Here is an 18,794-nt window from a genome sequence, read left to right as displayed (position 1 = left end):
TCAGCTTACTTCTTGCCCCAGCACAGGTCGGTACCGACCTTGACGTCTTTGCTGTCCACGCCAGCCACGGGCTTGCCTGCAATCAGGGTCACGCCGGTGTCCACGTAGCCAGATGCCTTCTTGCCGGTCTTGGCGTATTCCACACCAGCGGCCACACCCATGGAAGCCATCTTCAAGGGGTATTGCTGCGAGGTAGCTGCGATCACACCCTTGCCCACGTCTGCAATGCCAGCGCAACCGCCGTCCACCGACAGGATGAGCACGCCTTTTTCCTTGCCGGCCTTCTTCAGTGCGTTGTAAGCACCGGCAGCAGCGGGTTCATTGATGGTGTAGACCACGTTGATGGCCGGGTCCTTTTGCAAACAGGTTTCCATGGCGGTCTGGCCCTTGGCCTGGTTGCCGTCGGTGTCGGCCGCGCACACAGTTTCTGCGGTCTTGGACAGCTCGTTGGACTTGGCGTCATTGGCTTGCAGGCCGAAACCCTTCATGAAGCCGTTGTGGCGCTGGGCACCCACAGGGTGGCCGGGGAACAGGTCCAACATGGCGATCTTGGCGGGCTTGCCACCCAAAGAAGCCTTGGCGTACTGACCGATCAGCTCGCCGGCCTTGTAGTTGTCGGTGGCGAACAAAGCGTCAGCGCCTTCAAACGGGCTGTCCAGAGCGATGACTTGCACGCCTTTTTCCTGGGCCTTTTTCACTGCGGGGATCACGGCGTCACCCGAGTAGGTGATCAGAATGGTCTTGGCACCGCGGGCGGTCATGTTTTCAATCGCGGCGATTTGGGAGGCGGTGTCGCCGTCCTTTTTGCCAGAAGCGGTCAGCAGCTTGGCGCCGAGCTTCTTGGCTTCAGCGGCAGCGCCTTCCTTCATCTTCACGAAGAAGGGGTTGGTTTCGGTTTTGGTGATCAGGCCGATCACGGGTTCGTTAGCGGCAAATGCGCCAGAAGCGGCCAAAGCCAATGCGGACAAGATCAGGGGTGCGGATTTTTTCATTCAAGTCTCCTCGGTCGGTACGACACTTGTGGTCATGAAACCCGGGGGACTCCCCGGGCAACTACGCTCTGGTTTCGGCGTGGCGGAACTATAGACTTTGAAACCTTATTAAATCAAGTTACTTTAATTATGGAAAACCCTAATCCCGCTGCAAATATTTCGACTCCCACCACCACCTCACCGCCCACCGTGACGCTGCCCGCCGAGGCCCTTGCGCGGGTCGAAGCGCTCTTGGCGCAGGGCCGGCGCGTCATTCTGGGCATTGCCGCTGGGCCGGGGGCCGGCAAATCGACACTGGCGCAGACCTTGCAGCAGCACTTCAGCACCCGCAGCCAGTACCTGCCCATGGACGGATTTCACCTAGCCAACCGCGAGCTGGAACGCCTGGGCCTGCGCCACTGCAAAGGCGCGCCCCAGACTTTTGACAGCGCCGGCTATGTGCATTTGCTACAGCGCATTCGTGCGCAACAGGCAGGCGACACTGTGTACGCCCCGGACTTTGACCGCACGCTGGAAGAGTCCATTGCCGGCAGCATCTCCGTCCACGCGGACAAGCCGCTGGTGATCACCGAGGGCAATTACCTGCTGATGGACGAAGGGCCCTGGGCCGGCGTGCGTGCCTTGCTGGACGAAGCCTGGTACCTCGACCTGGACCCCGGCGTGCGCCACACGCGGTTGCTGGAGCGGCACATGCGCTACGGCCGCAGCGAGCAGGCCGCACGCGACTGGATTGCCAGCACCGACGAGCCCAACGCCGTGCGCATCAACGCCACCCAACACCGGGCGGACTGGGTGCTGCCCTCGTTTTGAGGGCCCGAACCCGGTGGTAGACCCAAAAATGCTGCACAGCCGCAAAAATTTTTGGAAAAGTGTGCAAATTCACCCGAATGGGGGATGGCACTTTGTGCGCCATCGCTGGAAAATTCATCCCAGCTGCTGTCACAGTTCACAAGGATAGAAGAGAAGGCCAATCAATAGGCCTCCTTCAACAGGTTCCAACGACGTCCCTCCGGGGACTTTACAAAGCCACCCTCGGGTGGCTTTTTTTTGTGCCAAATTGGCCGCTAGCGCTTACAGAATGTGCGCAAGCAGCTACAAAACTGATAGCACCTTGTCCGGTGTGATGTCCTGCAGGCAGCGGGTATGGCCCAAGGGGCACTCGCGCTGAAAGCAGGGCGCGCAATTCAGCGGCGGCTGGTAAGCGGCATCGTTCTTGAGCCAGATCACCGTGGCCGCGTCATTCAGCGGCGGCGTGTGCAGTGGGCTGGACGAGCCAAAGAGCGCCACCTGCTGCACTCCGAAGGCGGCGGCCACATGCATGAGACCTGAGTCGTTGCTCACCATGGCGTGCGCACCGGCAATCAGTGCCACTGCCTCGTCCAGGCTGGTGCGCCCTGCCAGGTTGGTGCAGTGCCCGGGGCGCTGCGCGTTGACCGCCTCAGCAATCTCCGTGCACACCGCATCGTCTTTGGCGGAACCCAGCAGCAGCACCGGCAGCTCCAGGCGGGCGGCCAAGGCGCTGAAATGCGCGGCCGGCCAACGCTTGGCGGGACCGTATTCGGCCCCTGGCGCCACCACGTAAAACCCGTGGGCCTGCAAGCCGCGCGGGGCCAGCACGGTCTGAATGGTGTTTGCAGTCACTTGCAGCGTGGGGCGGTCCGCCTCCACCCCGGCTTCGCAACTCAACGCCGAGTAAAACGCCACCATGGGCGGGCGGCTGTGCTTGGGCGGGTTGGGCAAGCGACGGTTCAGCAAACCAATGCGCAGCTCCCCCCGGTAGCCGATGCGCTCAGGGATACCGGCGAAAAAAGGAATCAGCGCGCTCTTGAGGGAGTTGGGGCACACATAGGCTTTGGCGAACTGGCCGCGCAAACCCGCCGCATAGGCTCGGCGGGCGGCCCACTGCACGCCACCGCGCGCAAAGGGCAGGACCCACACCTCGGCGACCTGGGGCATGGCGCGGTACACCGGCGCCACCCACGGCACCGCCGCCACCGTGATGCGCTCGCCCCGCGCGGCTAGGCGGCGCAGGAGCGGCTCGGTCATCACCGCATCCCCTATCCATTGGGGCGCGATGACCAGAGACTTAATGATGGCCTTCGAAATGCTCGCCGTCCTTCAGCTTGTAGACAGTGCCGCAGTAGGGGCACTTGGCTTCGCCGGAACGGCCTACGTCCAGGTACACCTTGGGGTGGGTGTTCCAGGTTTGCATGCCTGCGACCGGGCTGGGGCAGAACACTCCGCCTTGGTGATTCAGGTCGGAGGCCAGGAGTTCAATAACAGCTTGGGACATGATCAGACTTTCGTGAGCCAGTGGGCGTATTTCGGGTTGCGACCGTTGACGATGTCAAAGAACGCGGTTTGGATTTTTTCGGTGATCGGGCCACGGCTGCCCACGTAGTCGCCCTTGCCCAGCTCGATGCGGTCCAGCTCGCGGATGGGGGTCACTTCGGCGGCGGTGCCGGTGAAGAAGGCTTCGTCGGCTATGTAGACCTCGTCACGGGTGATGCGCTTTTGCACGATTTCCAGGCCCAAATCTTTGGCGATGTGGAACACCGTGTTGCGGGTAATGCCGTTGAGGGCACCGGCCGACAGGTCGGGGGTGTAGATCACGCCGTTCTTGATCACGAAGATGTTTTCGCCCGCACCTTCGGACACGAAACCGGAGCTGTCCAGCAGCAGGGCTTCGTCGTAGCCGTCGTCGGTGGCTTCCATGTTGGCGAGGATGGAGTTGGTGTAGTTGCTCACCGCCTTGGCCTGCGTCATGGTGATGTTGACGTGGTGGCGGGTGTAGCTGCTGGTCTTGACGCGGATGCCGCGCTTCATGCCCTCTTCGCCCAGGTAGGCGCCCCAGGCCCAGGCAGCCACCATCAAGTGGATGGTGTTGCCCTTGGGGGACACGCCCAGCTTCTTGTCGCCGATCCAGGTGAGCGGCCGCAGGTAGCCGGATTCCAGCTTGTTTTCACGGATGACGGCGCACTGGGCTTCGTTCACCTGGTCCTGGGTGAAGGGAATCGCCATGCGCAGAATCTTGGCGCTGTTGAAGAGGCGCTCGGTGTGCTCCTGCAAGCGGAAGATGGCGGGGCCGTTGACCGTGTTGTAGGCGCGCACGCCTTCAAACGCACCGCAACCGTAGTGCAGCGTGTGGCTCAGCACGTGGATCTTGGCGTCGCGCCAGTCGACCAGTTGGCCATCCATCCAGATTTTTCCGTCGCGATCCGACATGGAAGGAGGTAGTACGCTCATCGGGGTGTCCTTGTAGGGTTTTGGTTGCAGGTTTTGCCAAAAGGCGGATTTTACGGGGCTGCGTCCGTCGCCAGCCCCAGGGGGCCGGCGGCGGTGGGTGCGGTGTCGTCCACCGGCGGGCGCTGCAAGTCCCAGCTTTGCAACTTGCCCGCTAAAAACACGCACAACACGCTGCTGCCGGACGCATCCGTCCAGCGGAAGCGCTCCGGCTGGGTGTCTTTGGGCGACTCCAGTTGCCCCAGGGAGCGGGTCATGGCCACCACATGCAACAGCGGCAGCCCGGCGCGCAGCTTGGCGTGGAGCATGACGGCGCTGTCAACATGCCCGATGGGGCGGTTCGCCGCCCGCTTGAGCACCTGCAGCATGCGGGTGAAGTGCAGCAGCTGCCACATCACCAAACCGCCCCCGACCAAGGCCACACCGGGCCAGCCGTAATGGCGATAACTCAAAACAAGCGCGGCCAAGGCGGCCAGCGGAATCACGATGCGTTGGAATTTTTGAAACAACATGCCGCGATTTTGGCAGGCTCCGGCGGCCTAGCCACAAAACCCCCTCAGGCCAACGCCACTACGCCGGAGGCGCCAGCGGCCACGCCACCTGCACCTGCAAGCCCCCCAAGGCCTTGGAGCGCGCCACCTGCACCTGCGCGCCCGTGGCCTGCGCAATGCGCCGCACGATGGAACAGCCCAGGCCGCTACCGGTCTGCGCATTGCCCAGCACCCGGAAAAAGCGCTCGCCCAGGCGCGCCATCTCGGCATCGGTCAATCCGGGCCCGCTGTCCTCCACCGTGAGCTGCACCCGGCCCTGCGCCACGGCCACTACCACGGCAAGGCGTGCGCCCGGGCCCGCGTAGCGGGAAGCGTTGTCCAGCAAATTGCGCAGCAGCACCCGCAGCAACACCTCATCAGCGGCGACCCCGCAGGATTCTGTTGCCTGCAACTCCAGATCCTGTCCCTGCGCCAAGGCTTGGGGAGCGATGTCGGCAGCCACGCTGCGGGCCAGGGCGCTCAGGTCGGTGCGCCCCGATGACGCCGTGGCGGCGGGCGCCTCCAACCGGGCGAGGGTGAGCAGCTGATCGACCAAGCGAGCCGCACGATCGCAGCCCGCCAGGGTGTGTTGCAGGGCGTGGCGGCGCTCATCGGCATCGTCCCCCGCGCCCATGGCCACCTGGGCCTGGGCGCGGATGGCGGCAATCGGCGTGCGCAGCTCATGCGCGGCATCGGCGGTGAAGCGCCGCTCAGCGGCGACCATGCCTTCGATGCGCTGCAAGAGCGCATTGAGCTCGTCCACCATGGGCCGCATCTCGCTGGGCAAATCGTGTTGTGGCACCGGCTCGGTGCTGTCCGGCGCGCGGCTGCTCAGGGTGCGGCCCAGCGCATCTAGCGGCGCCAGCGCCTTGCGCACCGCCCACCACAACAGTGCGGCCAGCAAGGGCAAAGCCAGCACCGAGGGCAAGAGCATGCCGCGCAACACCGCCATCAAAATGCTGTTGCGCGAGTCCAGCTGCTCGCCCACAAACACCTGGATATCGCGCTTGTTGCCACGGGTGGCAAAGACACGCCAGTACTCGCCGCCCTCCCCCTTGACGGTAGAGAAGCCCCGCGTCTCGCCGCTCATGGGCGTGGTGCCCGCATTGCCCGAGCGGGTGGCCAGTGCGCCATCGTGAAACACCTGAAACGCCACACGCGGTGCGTACTTGTGCAGCACCGGGGCCTCTAGCGCATCGTCGTCATCGTCCACATGGGCTTGCTGCACCACCAGCAACGCGGCGGCCTGGGCGAGGTGGCTGTCCAGCAGCTCGTCCACCTCGTGGCGCGCGTCCACCCAGGTCCACACGGCAGCCGCCAGCCAGACCAGCGCCACTCCCGCCGACAAATACGCCAGCAAGCGCAGTTGGATGGAATGCAGGCGCAAAAGCATCACACGCCCGCCTGGGTATTGAGCAGGTAGCCCACGCCGCGCACGGTCTGGATCACATCCGCCTGCAGCTTGCGGCGCAGGTGGTGGATGTGCACCTCAATGGTGTTGCTCTCCACCTCCAGGCCCCAGCTGTACATCTGCTGCTCCAGCTGCTCGCGCGAGAGCACGCGGCCCGCACTGCGCATCAGGGCATGCAGCAAATCGAACTCGCGGGTGGACAGCAGTACCGGCTCGCCGTGCCAGCTCACCTGCCGGGCGGCAGGGTCCAGGCGCAAGGCACCGGCCTGCAACACGTCTTGCGCCACGCCGTGCGAGCGGCGCACCAGCGAGCGCAGCCGGGCCGCCAGCTCGTGCAGGTCCACCGGTTTGAGCACATAGTCGTCGGCTCCCGCATCCAGCCCGCGAATGCGGTCGGGCACCGCGTCCCGCGCGGTCAGCACCAATACCGGCGTGGTGTTGCGCGCGGCCCGCAGGGCACGCAGCACGTCCATGCCGTCCTGGCCGGGCAGGCCCAGGTCGAGCACGGCCGCGGCATAGTCCACCGCGCGCAGCTCGCGCTCGGCGGCCAAGCCATCGCGCACCCAATCCACCTGAAAACCGGCTTGGCGCAAGCCGGCCCGCAGGCCGTCACCCAGCATGGAGTCGTCTTCAGCCAAAAGGATGCGCATGGTTCAGTATCTCCGATTCAATCGTCGCCGTCGTCCGTCTCGCGCCCGCTCACGAGGTCGCTCACCGCCTGCGCCGAGATGAGGCCGTTGGGAGACTGCTGCCACTCCCAGCTCCAGTAGCCCAGCACCGCCACCAGCATCAATACCGCCAGCCAGCCGTGGTTGCGCTGCACGAGATCGGGGCCGGGGCCCTCGGTGCGGCCGTGCACCATCTGCATAGCCATGTTTTTGCGGCGCAGCAGGCTCATGAGCGCAATCACCCCGATGTGAGCCAGCACCAGCAGCAAAAAGGCGTTGCCCGCCACCTCGTGCACCTCGCCCAGCCAGTCACCCCATTCGTTGTAGGTGGCATACCCGGACGCGGTGAGCGGCACCACCAGCACCAGCAGGGCCACCACCGCGATGGCCAGCACCAGGTTTTGGCCCTGGCGCCAGTTCACGGCCACCAGACTGCCGTCTGCCACCCCCTGCTTGAGCGACGCCAGCCACTGCGGCAGAGAACCCAGCTTGCGCCAGAGCAGGCTCAAGCGGGCCTGGCGTGGACCTACCAGCCCGTAGACCACCCGGAACGCCAGCAAGCCGGCCATGCTGTAGCCCAAAGTCACATGCAGCAAGCGCATGGACTCGCCCTCGGACGTGAGGTAAGCCCCCAGAAAGCACAACGCGAACAGCGCATGGAACACCCGCGTGGGTGCATCCACCACGCGGCGGCTGCGCGCGGGGGAGGCAGGGGCGCGCGTATCTGCTGCGCCGGAATAAGAGGTAGAAGACATGAAGACGCCTTTCAATGGCCGGGCCATCAGTCGGGCCAGCCGCGGCGAAAGCGCGCGTCCAGCCCTTTGGGAAATTGGATTTCAGATTCGCGGAAACTGCCCTTGTCGGCGGCGGTGTGGCAGGCGGCACAGTTGGCCGCGCTTTTGACGGCCGCCTGCTTCCAGATTTGCGGATCTACCTCGCGGTGTTTGCGCACAAACCACTGCGAACGGGTGATGCGGTCCTGCGGCGGCTCTTCGGACACCCGCTTGTAGGTGCCCGCATGGGTTTGCAGCCAGCCGCTGATCTCGCGCACACTGGCTTCGTCCAGCGAGGCATCGGTGCCGAAGTGCTTGTCCAGCGAGCCCATGATGCGTTTCCACGACGCGGCCGGCAGCATGCCCGGCGGGTAAGCCACGTGGCAGGCCACACATTCCTGCTGGTATTTGGGCAAAGGGGTGACGCGCTGCGGGCTGTCAGCCTGCGCAACACCGGCAAGCAAGGCACCAACAATTGCTACACATTTGATAGCTACTTGCGCACGAAACGCGGGCGCTAGAGGGCTATTTTTCATGAATTTCTCCTGTCCACGGTATGCAGAAGGGCTCAGCGCTTGAGGCTGATGAGCCAGGCCAGCATGTCAGCCTTTTCGGCGGCGGTGCACTCGCGGGCGAGCACGTCGTTGCAGTTGCGACGGAACCACTTTTCGCTCTTGGCGGGGTCGGTAAAGCGCTCGGGGTTGAAGGCCGGGGCCAGGGCGGAGATGGTTTTGCCGGTGTTGGCGTGCTTGCCCTCGCCCGTTGGCTGGGCGTTGTGGCAGGAGGCGCAGCTCCATTCACGGCCATGCTTGGCGTTGAAAAACTGCTGGCCCTGCGCCGGGTTGGGGCTGCGGCCAGCCTGAGCGCTCAAAGCGTTGAGCTGCTCTTGCGGGGTGCCGGCCCAAGCCGTGCCCGCCAGGGCGGCGACCAGCGCCAAGCTCCCTGCCAGCGGGCGGATTACGGTGCGGATGAATGACATGCTTACCTCCATGCCCTGCATGGTGGCCGGCCAAGATTAAGCAGGTCTTAAGGGACGCCCCGGCGGAGCACCACCGGTGCCAGCGCAAAGAGCAGCGCGGGCTAGAGGTCCGCGCGGGGATGGTCGCTGTGGCTCACCTCCAGCCCATCGGCCACATAGCCGGGGCCCTTCATCACCATCACCACCACACAGCCGATGGCGACGGTGAGCACCAGGGTCCAGTGAAAAATCAGTACCCCCAGCACGATGTAGTCCGCCAACTGCAGGGCCCGCGCCTGGGCCGGGGTGCCACCGTCTTGCGCCCAGTGGTAGAGCAGCAAGCCCAGCACCGGCAGCAGCGTGCCCAACAATGCAATCAGCGGCAGCTTGCGCCACAGCGCCCACTCCAGCCCGGAGGCCGAGCGGATGCTATGGGGCAACTTGTTGAGCCAGCGCATGGAAGGGCTTAGAAGGTTTCCCAATCGTCATCCCCGCCGGCGGGAGTGGCTTTGGCCAGTTTCGGTGGGGTCCGCAGCGGCTCCGGGGCGGGCTTGGGCACGCTCGCCTTGGGCTTGGCAGCCACTGGCGCTGCAACACGCGCCAGCACGGGCGCGCTGACAGACGCAGCCGCCAAGCTCCGGGGCGCCGATGCGGTGCTCAGTTTGGGCGGCGCTTTGACCACCGCCGGGGTGGCGCGCGCGGTGGCCAAACCCGGTTGCAGCTTGAAGGACGCCACCACCTGCGCCAGGCGATGGGCCTGGTCTTTCATGCTGCTGGCAGCGGCCGCAGACTCTTCCACCAGCGCGGCATTTTGCTGGGTCATCTGGTCGAGCTGGCCCACGGCGCCATTCACCTCGGCAATGCCATCCGACTGCTCGGTGGCGGCGGCTGTGATCTCACCCATGATGTCGGTCACACGGCGCACCGAGCTCACGATTTCGGTCATGGTCTGGCCGGCCTGGGCGACCAGTGCCGCACCACCATCCACTTTTTCAACGCTAGTGTTGATCAGGGTTTTGATCTCTTTGGCGGCATCGGCCGAGCGGCCGGCCAGGCTGCGCACCTCGCTGGCCACCACCGCAAAGCCCCGGCCCTGCTCGCCGGCGCGGGCGGCTTCCACCGCCGCATTCAAGGCGAGGATGTTGGTCTGGAAAGCAATGCCGTCAATCACGCTGATGATGTCGCTGATCTTGCGGGAGCTGGCGTTGATGTCATCCATGGTGGACACCACCTGGCTCACCACCTCGCCCCCGCGCTCGGCCACTTGGGCAGCCGAGGCAGCCAACTGGTTGGCCTGGCGCGCCGACTCGGCAGACTGCTTCACCGTGCCGGTGAGCTGCTGCATGCTGGAGGCCGTTTTCTCCAGGTTAGACGCCGTTTGCTCGGTGCGGTTGGCTAGGTCTTGGTTGCCGGTAGCGATTTCTTCGCTGGCGGTGGCAATGCTGTCAGTGCCATGGCGCACATCGGCCACGAGGTGCACCAGCTGGTCTTGCATATGGGCCAGCGCGAGCATCATTTCGCCAAACTCGTCACCACGGTCGGTGTGAATCCGGGCACTCAAATCACCCGAGGCAATTTTTTCGGCCACCGCAATCGCATCTTTGAGCGGCTGGCGAATCTGGCGGACCAGCACCATGGTTCCAGCCGCCAAGAGCAGCAGCAACACGCCCACCATGCCGCGCGTCAACCAGTTGTTGGCGGCACGCTCATCCTGCAGGTGCTCGTTGAGCTTGGTGGAGCGGCTCTTTTGCAGCTCGGTGAACTCTTGCAGCGACTTCACATACTTGTCGACGCCGGGCTGCAAATTCGTTTTGGCCTCTGCGGCGGCAGACGGCTGGTCCCCGGCAGCTTTGAAATCTCGCACTTTGGCCAGCGACACCAAGGCAACCTTGCGCTCTTCCACAATGCGGGCGACCAGGGCCTTCTCTTCGTCATCCAGGCCGCTGGCTTCCACCTGCTTCTGGATTTCGGTGATGCGCGCGCTGGCGGCTGGAATCTGCGCTTTGAACAGCTCGTCCACCGCGGTGTCGGCCGTCGCAGCCGTGGCCACGATGCGGGTCAACTGGGTTTCCACCTGGCCAGCCCACTGCAGTGCGAGATTGATTTTGGCGTTTTGGGCGGTTGCGGCGGCATCCGCACGGGCCTGGAGCGCGCTGCTGCGGGCGGTGGCAAACATCAGCGTAAACACCAACAACGCCATGATGCCCCCAACGAACAGCCACAGTTTCGCGGCCAGGGTGAGGTGACTGGATTTCATGAACAGGTCTCCTTTTATGGTTTGGAGCCATCTTAGCCCTGCCCATGGGCTACAACAACCCGAGGAAAGACGGATTTAGCGCCCGTGTCAGCCCAGGCCGCGCACCACGTTCATGGCCTCTTCCACCCGGTCCACCGCGTGGATGATCATGCCCTCAATGGGTTTTTTGGGTGCATTCGCCTTGGGCACCACGGCCATGGTGAAGCCCAGCTTGGCAGCTTCTTTCAGGCGCTCCTGCCCGCGCGGTGCCGGGCGCACCTCGCCGGCCAACCCCACTTCGCCAAACGCGATGAAGCCTTTGGGCAGCGGCTTGCCGCGCAGGCTGGAGGTGATGGAGAGCATGACTGCCAAGTCGGCCGCGGGTTCGCCGATACGCACGCCGCCCACCGCATTGATGAACACATCCTGGTCCATACACGCCACGCCGGCGTGACGGTGCAACACGGCCAGCAGCATGGCCAAGCGGTCTTTGTCCAAGCCCACGCTCAAGCGGCGAGGGGACGGGCCACCCATGTCCACCAGCGCCTGAATTTCCACCAGCAACGGGCGGGTGCCCTCCAACGTCACCATCACGCAACTGCCGGGTACCGGCTCGGCGTGCTGGCTCAAAAAGATGGCGCTCGGATTGCTCACGCCCTTGAGGCCTTTTTCGGTCATGGCGAACACGCCAATCTCGTTCACCGCGCCAAAGCGGTTTTTGATGGCGCGCACCAGCCGGAACTGGCTGTGCGTGTCGCCCTCAAAGTACAGCACCGTGTCCACCATGTGCTCCAGCACGCGCGGCCCGGCCAGCGCGCCCTCTTTGGTGACATGGCCCACCAGCACGATGGCGGTGCCGCTGGCCTTGGCCGTACGGGTCAGGTGGGCTGCGCACTCCCGCACCTGGGCCACCGAGCCCGGCGCGCTGGTGAGCTGCTCGGAGTACACGGTCTGGATGGAGTCAATCACCGCCACGTCCGGGCGGTTGGCCTCCAGAGTGGCGAGGATTTTTTCGAGCTGAATCTCGGCCAGCACTTTCACCTGCGAGTGGTCCAGCCCCAAGCGGCGCGATCGCAAGGCGACCTGCGCCCCACTTTCTTCACCGGTCACATATAGCGTGGACTTGCCCGAGCGCTGCAGCGAATCCAACGCCTGCAGCAAGAGCGTGGACTTGCCGATGCCGGGGTCGCCACCAATCAGCACCACGCCGCCTTCCACCATGCCACCACCCAGCACGCGGTCCAGCTCCTCGTGGCCGGTGGGGGTGCGCTCCACGTCCTGCGCCTCGATGTCGGAGAGCACCGTGACCTCGGCCGTCTTGGCCAAGGAAGCGAAGCGGTTTTTGGCCGGGGCGTCGCTACTCGCCACGGATTCGATGAGCGTATTCCACGCATTGCAGTGCGGGCACTTGCCCAGCCACTTGGGGCTGGTGCCGCCGCATTCATTGCAGGTGTAGATGGTTTTTTCTTTGGCCATGGCGCCCATAATACTGTACAAAATCACAGATACACAAACCGCCGCCACCATGTGCCAGATCACAGACTTGGCAGCGCAGGCGGTCTAACATGGGGCACTGCGCAAGGCTCTGCTTGCTACCAAATCAGGAGCTGCTTGCGCATATTCCACGGGGGCTAGATGGCACTTTCATCTGAAACCAGCGCAGATCGCACGAATGCGGCCGAGCCCGCCAGCCGGGGGCTGAGCAGCGCCCGCGCCGCCGAGCTGCTCGCCACCCACGGGCCCAATACGCTGCCCGGTGCCGGTTCACGCCGGTGGACCCACATCGCCCGCGAAACGCTCACCGAGCCCATGTTTTTGCTGCTGCTGGGCGCCGCCTTGCTTTACGGCCTGCTCGGCGACTGGCAGGAGGGCAGCATTCTGATGGGGCTGGTGCTGCTGGTGCTGGCCCTCACCCTCTACCAGGAGGGCAAAACCGAGCACGCCATGCAGGCCCTGCGCCAGCTCGCCAGCCCGCAGGCCCAGGTGCTGCGCGACGGCGTCACCCAGGCCGTACCGGGCCACACCGTGGTGCCCGGCGATGTGCTGGTGCTGGCCGAGGGCGACCGCGTGGCGGCAGATGCGCGGCTGCTCAGCGGCAACGAGGTGATGGCGGATGAGTCCATGCTCAGCGGCGAATCGGTGCCGGTAGACAAGGCCCCGGAGGGCGATGCCCAACTCTTCGGCGGCACCCTGCTGGTGCGCGGCCACGGGCTGGCGGTGGTGGAGCACACCGGTGCGGCATCCGCCATGGGGCGCATCGGCAGTGCGCTGGACGGGCTGGGCCCCGAAGACTCGCCGCTCAAGCGGCAAACCGCCGTGCTGGTGCAGCGCCTGGCGGTCATCGCCGGCGCGGCCAGCCTGCTGCTGTTTCTGGCCAGCGGGTGGATGCATGGCGACTGGACGGCCGCCCTGCTCTCCGCGATTGCGCTGGCCATGGCCTTGCTGCCGCAGGAGTTCACCGTCATCCTCACCGTGCTGCCAGCGCTGGGCGCGTGGCGGCTCGCACGCCAGCAGGTGCTGACCCGGCGCTTGGCCGCCATTGAAACCCTGGGCGCCACCTCGGTGCTGTGCGTGGACAAAACCGGCACCCTGACCGAAAACCGCATGCGCGTGGCCGCCCTGTTTGCCTATGGCGGCACAAGCGCACCCGATGCCACCCTGCCCTTGACCGATGCGGCGCCCCACGCCTTGCCGGAGGCCTTTCACGGCGTGGCTGAATACGCGATTCTGGCCAGCGTGCAAGAACCGTTTGACCCGATGGAGCAAGCCTTTCACCACCTAGGCGCGCAAACCCTGCAAGACACCGAACACCTGCACCGCGACTGGACGCTGGTGCGCGAATACGGCCTGAGCCCCCAGCTGCGCGCCATGTCGCATGTGTGGACGGCGGTGGATGGCGATGCCCACATCGTGGCCGCCAAAGGTGCGCCGGAGGCGGTGTTTGACTTGTGCCACCTGCCACCGGATGAGCTGGTCCGCGTACAGGCAGCGGCTACCGCCCTGGCGGGCCAGGGCCTGCGGGTGCTGGGTGTGGCCGCCGGCCGGGTGCCGGGGGCGGCGGGCACCGTGACCTTGCCTGGGCATGAACATGATTTCGACTTCACCCTGCTCGGCCTGATCGGGCTGGAAGACCCGCTGCGCCCCGGCATTGCCGCCTCGGTGGCGAGCTGCCACCAGGCAGGCATCCGGGTGGTGATGATCACCGGCGACCACCCCGGCACGGCCACCGCGATCGCCCGGCACGCCGGCATCCTGCGCACAGCACCCGACGCAGCAGGCGCACAGGGCGCGCAGGTGCTGAGCGGCCACGAGATCGACACCCTGGACGACACAGCCCTGCGCACCCGCATGCGCCACACCCGGGTGTGCGCCCGCGTGGCGCCGGTGCAAAAGCTGCGCATTGTGCAGGCCTTGCAAGCGGAGGGCCAGATCGTGGCCATGACCGGCGACGGGGTGAACGACGCCCCCGCCCTCAAGGCCGCTCACGTCGGCATTGCTATGGGCCAGCGCGGCACCGATGTGGCCCGCGAAAGCGCGGCGCTGGTGCTGCTGGACGACAACTTTGCATCGATTGCCGCCGCCGTGCAGCTGGGCCGGCGCATTTTTGACAATGTGCGCAAGTCCATGGCCTATGTGCTGGCGGTGCATGTGCCGATTGCCGGCATGGCGCTGCTGCCCGTGCTGCTGGGCTGGCCCACGGCCCTCTACCCGCTGCACATTGCGTTTCTGGAGCTGGTGATCGACCCCGCCTGCTCCATGGTGTTTGAAAACGAGCCCGCCGAGCAGGACGGCATGCAGCAGCCTCCGCGCGATGTGCGTGCAGCGCTGCTGGGCCGCTTCACCCTCTGGCAGGCGCTGGCCCAGGGCGGCTTGGGCTTGCTGGCGGTCATGGGGGCCATGGCCTGGGGTTTGGCGCACGCCACCCCCGACTACGGCGGCCCCGAGCAGGCGCGCACCCTGGCGTTTGCCACCCTGCTGCTGGTGAACCTGGGCCTGATCTTGATGAACCGCAGCGCGCACTGGAGCCCGCGTACCTGGCTGCTGCCCCCCAACCGGCTGCTGTGGGGCGTGTGCGCCGTGGCGCTAGCGGTGCTGCTGGCCATGGTGTATGTGCCCTGGCTGCAAAAGCTTTCGGCCTTTGCACCGCTCGATGCAGCGCAATGGGGCGTGTGCGCCGCGCTGGTGGGCCTGACCCTGGCGGCCTGTATGGCCCTCAAGGCAGTGCAGCCCTTGGCCGCCGCGCTCAGGCGCTCTTCAAAGCCGGCTTAGGCAGGCGGCTGCGGGCGCGCTGGGCCTTGTCGGCATTCACGGCGACCCGCACCGTCTGAAAACTCAAAGGGGCCACCAGCGCCCAGGCAGGGTCGTTGGTGTCGCGGCAGGTGTATTGCAAGACCGGCATGGCGTTTTTATCGAGCACCGGAATCACCCAGGGCGCGTTGGCGCGGATGCCACGCTGGGCTACCACCGCCGTGTCGCCGCTGGCCAACATCACATAGGTGCCGGGCGGGTAAAAACCGGCCACAGTGGCCATGGCTGCGCCCACAGTAGCGGCCTCGCCCTCGGTACCGGCGAAGATGGATTTGGCAGCCGCAATCGGTGGCAAGGGCCCGCGACTTTTGCGGGCAGCCATCTTGGCGACAAACGCATCGGCCGTGGCCAGAATGCGGCGGGCCATGCTGTTGCGCGGCAGCGCATCCGGGTGCTGCGGGTGGTGGTGCCAGCGCACCAAGTCAAGCGTGTCTTCGTCTTCCAGCCCCAGGTTGCGCAGGGTGGTGGCGCTGATGACCGGGTGGTCCACAATCAGTTGGCGCTGCCATTTGGTGGGCGGTGTTTTTTGGCGGGAGAGGCTGTCCTGGTCGCGCGCCATGCCGATGTTCATGGTCAGGGCGGCGTCCAACAGGCTGCGGCGCACGCTGGCATCCAGCCCCAGTTTGTCGGCGGTCAGCAGGCTGATGGTGCCGCACAGCAGGCCGTGGGTGGCGCAGTAGCCCAGGCTGTTGTCGGAGAGCATTTGGAAGAGGCGGAACAAAGCATCGTCCGGGTCAGCCGCCACCAGCTTGAGCACCGCACGGGCAATGCCGTCGAGCCGGGACAAGGGGCTGATCGCCAGCCCGCCCTGGTAAACGATGCCGCGCAGCACATCCTGCACATCGGGCCAGCCACCGCTCAAAGGAGTGCCGACCACGTAGTCGGCCTCGCGGATGCGCTGAGGCATGGGCGCTCTGGCGATGGTTTGCACATCCACCCCCTCGCGCAGCATCTCGTGCACCATGCGCTCGTAGGCGCGCTGCCAGGCCAGTGCGTCGCCCGGCGTGGAGCAGGCGTTGAAGGCGTGCAGCTTGGCGCGGTGCTGCTCGGAGACGACGGGCTGCCCTTTCTTCAGGAGCAACTGGCCGGTGTCGCTCCAGATGTCAATCGGCAAAGGGCTGCCCACTTCCAGCATGGCGATAGGAATGGGCACATATTTCATGGGGGGCTAGTCTGCCACGACCACCGGCACCCGCTGCGCGAGCGCACACATCAGCTCGTAGCCCACGGTGCCGGCTGCGGCGGCCACTTCGTCAATCGGCAGCACCGCGCCATTCGCCGCCCGGCCCCACAGCGTGACGTCGCTGCCCATGCCGGCCTGGGGCACGGGGTCGAGATCGACGGTAATCATGTCCATGCTGACGCGGCCCACGATGCGGCTGCGCACCCCGTTGATGAGCACCGGGGTGCCGGTGGGGCAGATGCGGGGGTAACCGTCGGCATAACCGCAGGCCACCACACCGATGCGCATGGGCTTGTCAGCTACAAAAGTAGAGCCATATCCGACTGTATCGCCCGCCGATAGTGCGCGAGTAGCTATGATTTTTGCAGCAAGCGTCATGGTGGGCTGCAGGCCCCAGTGGGCGATGTCGTGCTCGGGGTAGTCGGGCGCACTGCCGTAGGTGGCAATGCCGGCCCGCACCCAGTCGGACACCAAGCCAGGGCCGGAGTGCCGCAGGGTGGCCGCGCTGTTGCTCACGGTGCGCTCGCCGGGCAGGTCGTCGGTAGCCCGCTTGAACACCGCCATCTGCTGCGCAATGCCTTTGGGGCCGTCGGCATCGCTGAAGTGGGTCATGAGCGAAATCTCGTCCACTTGCGGCAGGGCGTTGAGGCGCGTCCAGGCCGAGCGCACCTGCTCGGGCTGGAAGCCCAGGCGGTTCATGCCAGAGTTGACCTTGAGGAACACGCGGTGCGGCTCGTTGGTTTTGTGGATGGCCAGCATGTCGATCTGCTCCTGGCAATGCACCGTGTGCCACAGCCCCAGGCGGGAGCACAGCTCCAGGTCGCGTTGTTCAAACACGCCCTCCAGCAACAGGATGGGCCCGCGCCAACCCAGGTTGCGTACCCGCTGGGCCTCGTCCAGATCCAGGAGTGCAATGCCGTCTGCGCCCCGCAAGCCCTCGAAAGCACGCTCGATGCCATGGCCATAGGCGTTGGCTTTGACCACGGCCCAGATACGGGCATCCGGCGCAGCGCGGCGGCAGGCTTCGAGGTTGTGGCGCAAGGCCTGGGTATGGATGGTGGCTTGTATGGGACGTGGCATGGGCAGGACGGCAAGAAGGAACTGGGAGAATTTTGACATTCCATGCCGTGCTATAACCATCGCACGTTTGGAGACTCACAACAATACCCTGCGCATTAGCCCCGCTAATGCGCCCTGACCCGACCCATGAAACGCGGCTTTTACACCATCATGTCAGCGCAGTTTTTCAGCTCGCTGGCCGACAACGCCTTGTTTGTGGGAGCCGTCCAGTTGCTGCGCAGTTCCGGTTCGCCGGAGTGGCAGCAAGCGGCGCTCGTACCCATGTTTGCGTTGTTTTACGTCGTTTTGGCGCCTTTTGTGGGTGCGTTTGCCGACGCTATGCCCAAGGGCAAAGTCATGCTGATCAGCAACGGCATCAAGGTCGTGGGCTGCCTGCTGATGCTGTTTGGCACCCACCCGCTCATGGCCTATGCCATCGTGGGCCTGGGCGCGGCGGCCTACTCACCGGCGAAATACGGCATCCTGACCGAGTTGCTGCCCGCCTCCCAACTGGTAAAAGCCAATGGCTGGATCGAGGGCCTGACGATTTCTTCCATCATCCTGGGCGTGTTGCTGGGCGGCCAGCTGGTGAGCCCCACCATTTCGGGCCTATTGCTGTCGTTCGACTTTCCGGTGATCGACACCAGCATCGACACCGCGCCCGAAGCCGCCATTGGCGTGATGATTTTTGTCTACCTGGTTGCGGCCTGGTTCAACACCCGCATTCCCGAAACCGGTGTGAGCATGCGCGCCATGCCCAAAAATCTGTTGACGCTGTTGCCCGATTTCTGGTCGTGCAACACCAAGCTCTGGAAAGACCGCTTGGGCCAGATTTCGTTGGGCACCACCACCCTGTTCTGGGGCGTGAGCGGCAACCTGCGCTACATCGTGCTGGCCTGGGCCTCGGCTGCGCTGGGCTACAGCGTGACGCAGGCGTCGGCGCTGGTGGGCGTGGTGGCCATCGGCACCGCCGTGGGCGCGGTGGCAGCCTCGCTGCGCATGCGGCTGGAGCATGCGGTGAATGTGCTGCCCTTGGGCATCGCCATGGGCCTCTTGGTGATTTTGCTGAACTTCATCACCAACGTCTGGGTGGCCGCACCGTTTCTGATTTTGCTGGGGGGCCTGGGCGGCTTCCTGGTGGTGCCCATGAATGCCTTGCTGCAACACCGCGGCCACAACCTGATGGGTGCGGGCCGCTCGATTGCGGTGCAAAACTTCAATGAGCAGGCCTGCATTCTGGGCTTGGGCGGGTTTTACAGCCTGTCGACCGGCATGGGCCTCTCGGCATTCGGAGCGATCAGCGTGTTCGGCATTGTGGTGGCCGGATGCATGTGGCTCATCAAGCGCTGGCATGAACGCAACTGCCGCGAGCATGCGGCGGTGGTCAATCACTTGCTGGATGTGGCCCGCAACGACAGCCTACACGGCTAAGA

At 65.1% G+C, this 18,794-nt stretch carries 18 protein-coding genes; 3 read left to right on the top strand and 15 right to left on the bottom strand.

All coding sequences use genetic code 11. The features are described from left to right. Positions 1 to 5: 5 nt before the first annotated feature. Complete coding sequence (locus FDM28_RS04835; RefSeq protein ID WP_138513568.1) at positions 6 to 992, bottom strand: sugar ABC transporter substrate-binding protein; 987 nt, start codon at positions 990 to 992, stop codon at positions 6 to 8. Between the two features lie 129 nt (positions 993 to 1,121). On the opposite strand from FDM28_RS04835, the gene FDM28_RS04830 reads away from it, so the two are divergent. After that, a complete protein-coding gene (locus FDM28_RS04830) occupies positions 1,122 to 1,802 on the top strand; it encodes a nucleoside/nucleotide kinase family protein (protein ID WP_138513566.1) in 681 nt (226 codons plus the stop codon). Positions 1,803 to 2,084: 282 nt separating this feature from the next. On the opposite strand, the gene waaF is transcribed toward FDM28_RS04830, so the two are convergent. From waaF to radA, 12 genes are all read right to left on the bottom strand, one after another. Beyond that, entirely contained in the window at positions 2,085 to 3,086 is a 1,002-nt protein-coding gene (gene waaF / locus FDM28_RS04825) for a lipopolysaccharide heptosyltransferase II (protein WP_138513563.1), read from the bottom strand. Continuing rightward, complete coding sequence (locus tag FDM28_RS04820) at positions 3,079 to 3,285, bottom strand: zinc-finger domain-containing protein (protein ID WP_138513561.1); 207 nt, start codon at positions 3,283 to 3,285, stop codon at positions 3,079 to 3,081. The genes waaF and FDM28_RS04820 overlap by 8 nt, the downstream gene beginning before the upstream one ends. A gap of 2 nt (positions 3,286 to 3,287) precedes the next feature. Beyond that, positions 3,288 to 4,238 carry a branched-chain amino acid transaminase gene (locus FDM28_RS04815; RefSeq protein ID WP_138513559.1) on the bottom strand — a complete coding sequence of 317 codons (951 nt, stop codon included), beginning with the start codon at positions 4,236 to 4,238 and terminating at the stop codon, positions 3,288 to 3,290. Positions 4,239 to 4,288: 50 nt separating this feature from the next. After that, positions 4,289 to 4,747, bottom strand: a complete 459-nt coding sequence (locus tag FDM28_RS04810; protein ID WP_138513557.1) for a glycerate kinase — start codon at positions 4,745 to 4,747, stop codon at positions 4,289 to 4,291. Positions 4,748 to 4,805: 58 nt separating this feature from the next. Continuing rightward, the gene (locus FDM28_RS04805; protein WP_138513555.1) at positions 4,806 to 6,158 is read right to left on the bottom strand and encodes an ATP-binding protein; all 1,353 of its coding nucleotides are present in this window, start codon (positions 6,156 to 6,158) and stop codon (positions 4,806 to 4,808) included. After that, a complete protein-coding gene (locus FDM28_RS04800; RefSeq protein ID WP_138513553.1) occupies positions 6,158 to 6,826 on the bottom strand; it encodes a response regulator transcription factor in 669 nt (222 codons plus the stop codon). Before FDM28_RS04800 ends, FDM28_RS04805 begins: the two co-directional genes overlap by 1 nt. 17 nt (positions 6,827 to 6,843) lie before the next feature. Continuing rightward, complete coding sequence (locus FDM28_RS04795) at positions 6,844 to 7,599, bottom strand: cytochrome b/b6 domain-containing protein (protein ID WP_138513551.1); 756 nt, start codon at positions 7,597 to 7,599, stop codon at positions 6,844 to 6,846. Between the two features lie 26 nt (positions 7,600 to 7,625). Beyond that, the gene (locus tag FDM28_RS04790; protein WP_138513549.1) at positions 7,626 to 8,153 is read right to left on the bottom strand and encodes a diheme cytochrome c; all 528 of its coding nucleotides are present in this window, start codon (positions 8,151 to 8,153) and stop codon (positions 7,626 to 7,628) included. 32 nt (positions 8,154 to 8,185) lie between these two features. Further along, complete coding sequence (locus FDM28_RS04785) at positions 8,186 to 8,596, bottom strand: DUF1924 domain-containing protein (RefSeq protein WP_240791892.1); 411 nt, start codon at positions 8,594 to 8,596, stop codon at positions 8,186 to 8,188. A 101-nt stretch (positions 8,597 to 8,697) separates the two neighbouring features. Beyond that, positions 8,698 to 9,033, bottom strand: a complete 336-nt coding sequence (locus tag FDM28_RS04780) for a hypothetical protein (RefSeq protein WP_138513545.1) — start codon at positions 9,031 to 9,033, stop codon at positions 8,698 to 8,700. An 8-nt stretch (positions 9,034 to 9,041) separates the two neighbouring features. Beyond that, positions 9,042 to 10,832, bottom strand: a complete 1,791-nt coding sequence (locus FDM28_RS18085; protein ID WP_138513543.1) for a methyl-accepting chemotaxis protein — start codon at positions 10,830 to 10,832, stop codon at positions 9,042 to 9,044. Between the two features lie 87 nt (positions 10,833 to 10,919). After that, positions 10,920 to 12,287: a DNA repair protein RadA gene (gene radA / locus FDM28_RS04770; RefSeq protein WP_138513541.1), complete on the bottom strand. Its 1,368-nt coding sequence runs from the start codon at positions 12,285 to 12,287 to the stop codon at positions 10,920 to 10,922. Between the two features lie 159 nt (positions 12,288 to 12,446). On the opposite strand from radA, the gene FDM28_RS04765 reads away from it, so the two are divergent. After that, a complete protein-coding gene (locus FDM28_RS04765) occupies positions 12,447 to 15,080 on the top strand; it encodes a cation-translocating P-type ATPase (RefSeq protein WP_138513539.1) in 2,634 nt (877 codons plus the stop codon). Here the strand turns inward: FDM28_RS04765 and FDM28_RS04760 are convergent. Next, positions 15,055 to 16,281 carry an HD-GYP domain-containing protein gene (locus tag FDM28_RS04760; protein ID WP_138513537.1) on the bottom strand — a complete coding sequence of 409 codons (1,227 nt, stop codon included), beginning with the start codon at positions 16,279 to 16,281 and terminating at the stop codon, positions 15,055 to 15,057. The genes FDM28_RS04765 and FDM28_RS04760 overlap by 26 nt on opposite strands. A 6-nt stretch (positions 16,282 to 16,287) precedes the next feature. Next, positions 16,288 to 17,382 carry an alanine racemase gene (gene alr / locus FDM28_RS04755; RefSeq protein WP_138513535.1) on the bottom strand — a complete coding sequence of 365 codons (1,095 nt, stop codon included), beginning with the start codon at positions 17,380 to 17,382 and terminating at the stop codon, positions 16,288 to 16,290. 126 nt (positions 17,383 to 17,508) lie between these two features. Between alr and lplT the strand changes: the two genes are divergently transcribed. Continuing rightward, positions 17,509 to 18,792, top strand: a complete 1,284-nt coding sequence (lplT, locus tag FDM28_RS04750) for a lysophospholipid transporter LplT (protein WP_138513533.1) — start codon at positions 17,509 to 17,511, stop codon at positions 18,790 to 18,792. Positions 18,793 to 18,794 lie beyond the last annotated feature (2 nt).

The sequence above is a fragment of the Rhodoferax bucti genome (assembly GCF_005876985.1).
In the GTDB taxonomy this organism is placed as follows: Bacteria; Pseudomonadota; Gammaproteobacteria; order Burkholderiales; family Burkholderiaceae_C; genus Allorhodoferax; species Allorhodoferax bucti.
This window is presented reverse-complemented; position numbering and strand designations above follow the sequence as displayed.

Excerpts from the sequence above, each read along its gene's own strand:
- lplT (WP_138513533.1), top strand. The coding sequence starts at position 17,509 with ATGAAACGCGGCTTTTACACCATCATGTCAGCGCAGTTTTTCAGCTCG.
- alr (WP_138513535.1), bottom strand. The coding sequence starts at position 17,382 with ATGCCACGTCCCATACAAGCCACCATCCATACCCAGGCCTTGCGCCAC.
- FDM28_RS04835 (WP_138513568.1), bottom strand. The coding sequence starts at position 992 with ATGAAAAAATCCGCACCCCTGATCTTGTCCGCATTGGCTTTGGCCGCT.
- FDM28_RS04780 (WP_138513545.1), bottom strand. The coding sequence starts at position 9,033 with ATGCGCTGGCTCAACAAGTTGCCCCATAGCATCCGCTCGGCCTCCGGG.
- FDM28_RS04785 (WP_240791892.1), bottom strand. The coding sequence starts at position 8,596 with ATGTCATTCATCCGCACCGTAATCCGCCCGCTGGCAGGGAGCTTGGCG.
- FDM28_RS04805 (WP_138513555.1), bottom strand. The coding sequence starts at position 6,158 with ATGCTTTTGCGCCTGCATTCCATCCAACTGCGCTTGCTGGCGTATTTG.
- radA (WP_138513541.1), bottom strand. The coding sequence starts at position 12,287 with ATGGCCAAAGAAAAAACCATCTACACCTGCAATGAATGCGGCGGCACC.
- FDM28_RS04760 (WP_138513537.1), bottom strand. The coding sequence starts at position 16,281 with ATGAAATATGTGCCCATTCCTATCGCCATGCTGGAAGTGGGCAGCCCT.
- FDM28_RS04800 (WP_138513553.1), bottom strand. The coding sequence starts at position 6,826 with ATGCGCATCCTTTTGGCTGAAGACGACTCCATGCTGGGTGACGGCCTG.
- FDM28_RS04790 (WP_138513549.1), bottom strand. The coding sequence starts at position 8,153 with ATGAAAAATAGCCCTCTAGCGCCCGCGTTTCGTGCGCAAGTAGCTATC.
- FDM28_RS04815 (WP_138513559.1), bottom strand. The coding sequence starts at position 4,238 with ATGAGCGTACTACCTCCTTCCATGTCGGATCGCGACGGAAAAATCTGG.
- FDM28_RS04795 (WP_138513551.1), bottom strand. The coding sequence starts at position 7,599 with ATGTCTTCTACCTCTTATTCCGGCGCAGCAGATACGCGCGCCCCTGCC.
- FDM28_RS04820 (WP_138513561.1), bottom strand. The coding sequence starts at position 3,285 with ATGTCCCAAGCTGTTATTGAACTCCTGGCCTCCGACCTGAATCACCAA.
- FDM28_RS18085 (WP_138513543.1), bottom strand. The coding sequence starts at position 10,832 with ATGAAATCCAGTCACCTCACCCTGGCCGCGAAACTGTGGCTGTTCGTT.
- FDM28_RS04830 (WP_138513566.1), top strand. The coding sequence starts at position 1,122 with ATGGAAAACCCTAATCCCGCTGCAAATATTTCGACTCCCACCACCACC.
- FDM28_RS04810 (WP_138513557.1), bottom strand. The coding sequence starts at position 4,747 with ATGTTGTTTCAAAAATTCCAACGCATCGTGATTCCGCTGGCCGCCTTG.
- FDM28_RS04765 (WP_138513539.1), top strand. The coding sequence starts at position 12,447 with ATGGCACTTTCATCTGAAACCAGCGCAGATCGCACGAATGCGGCCGAG.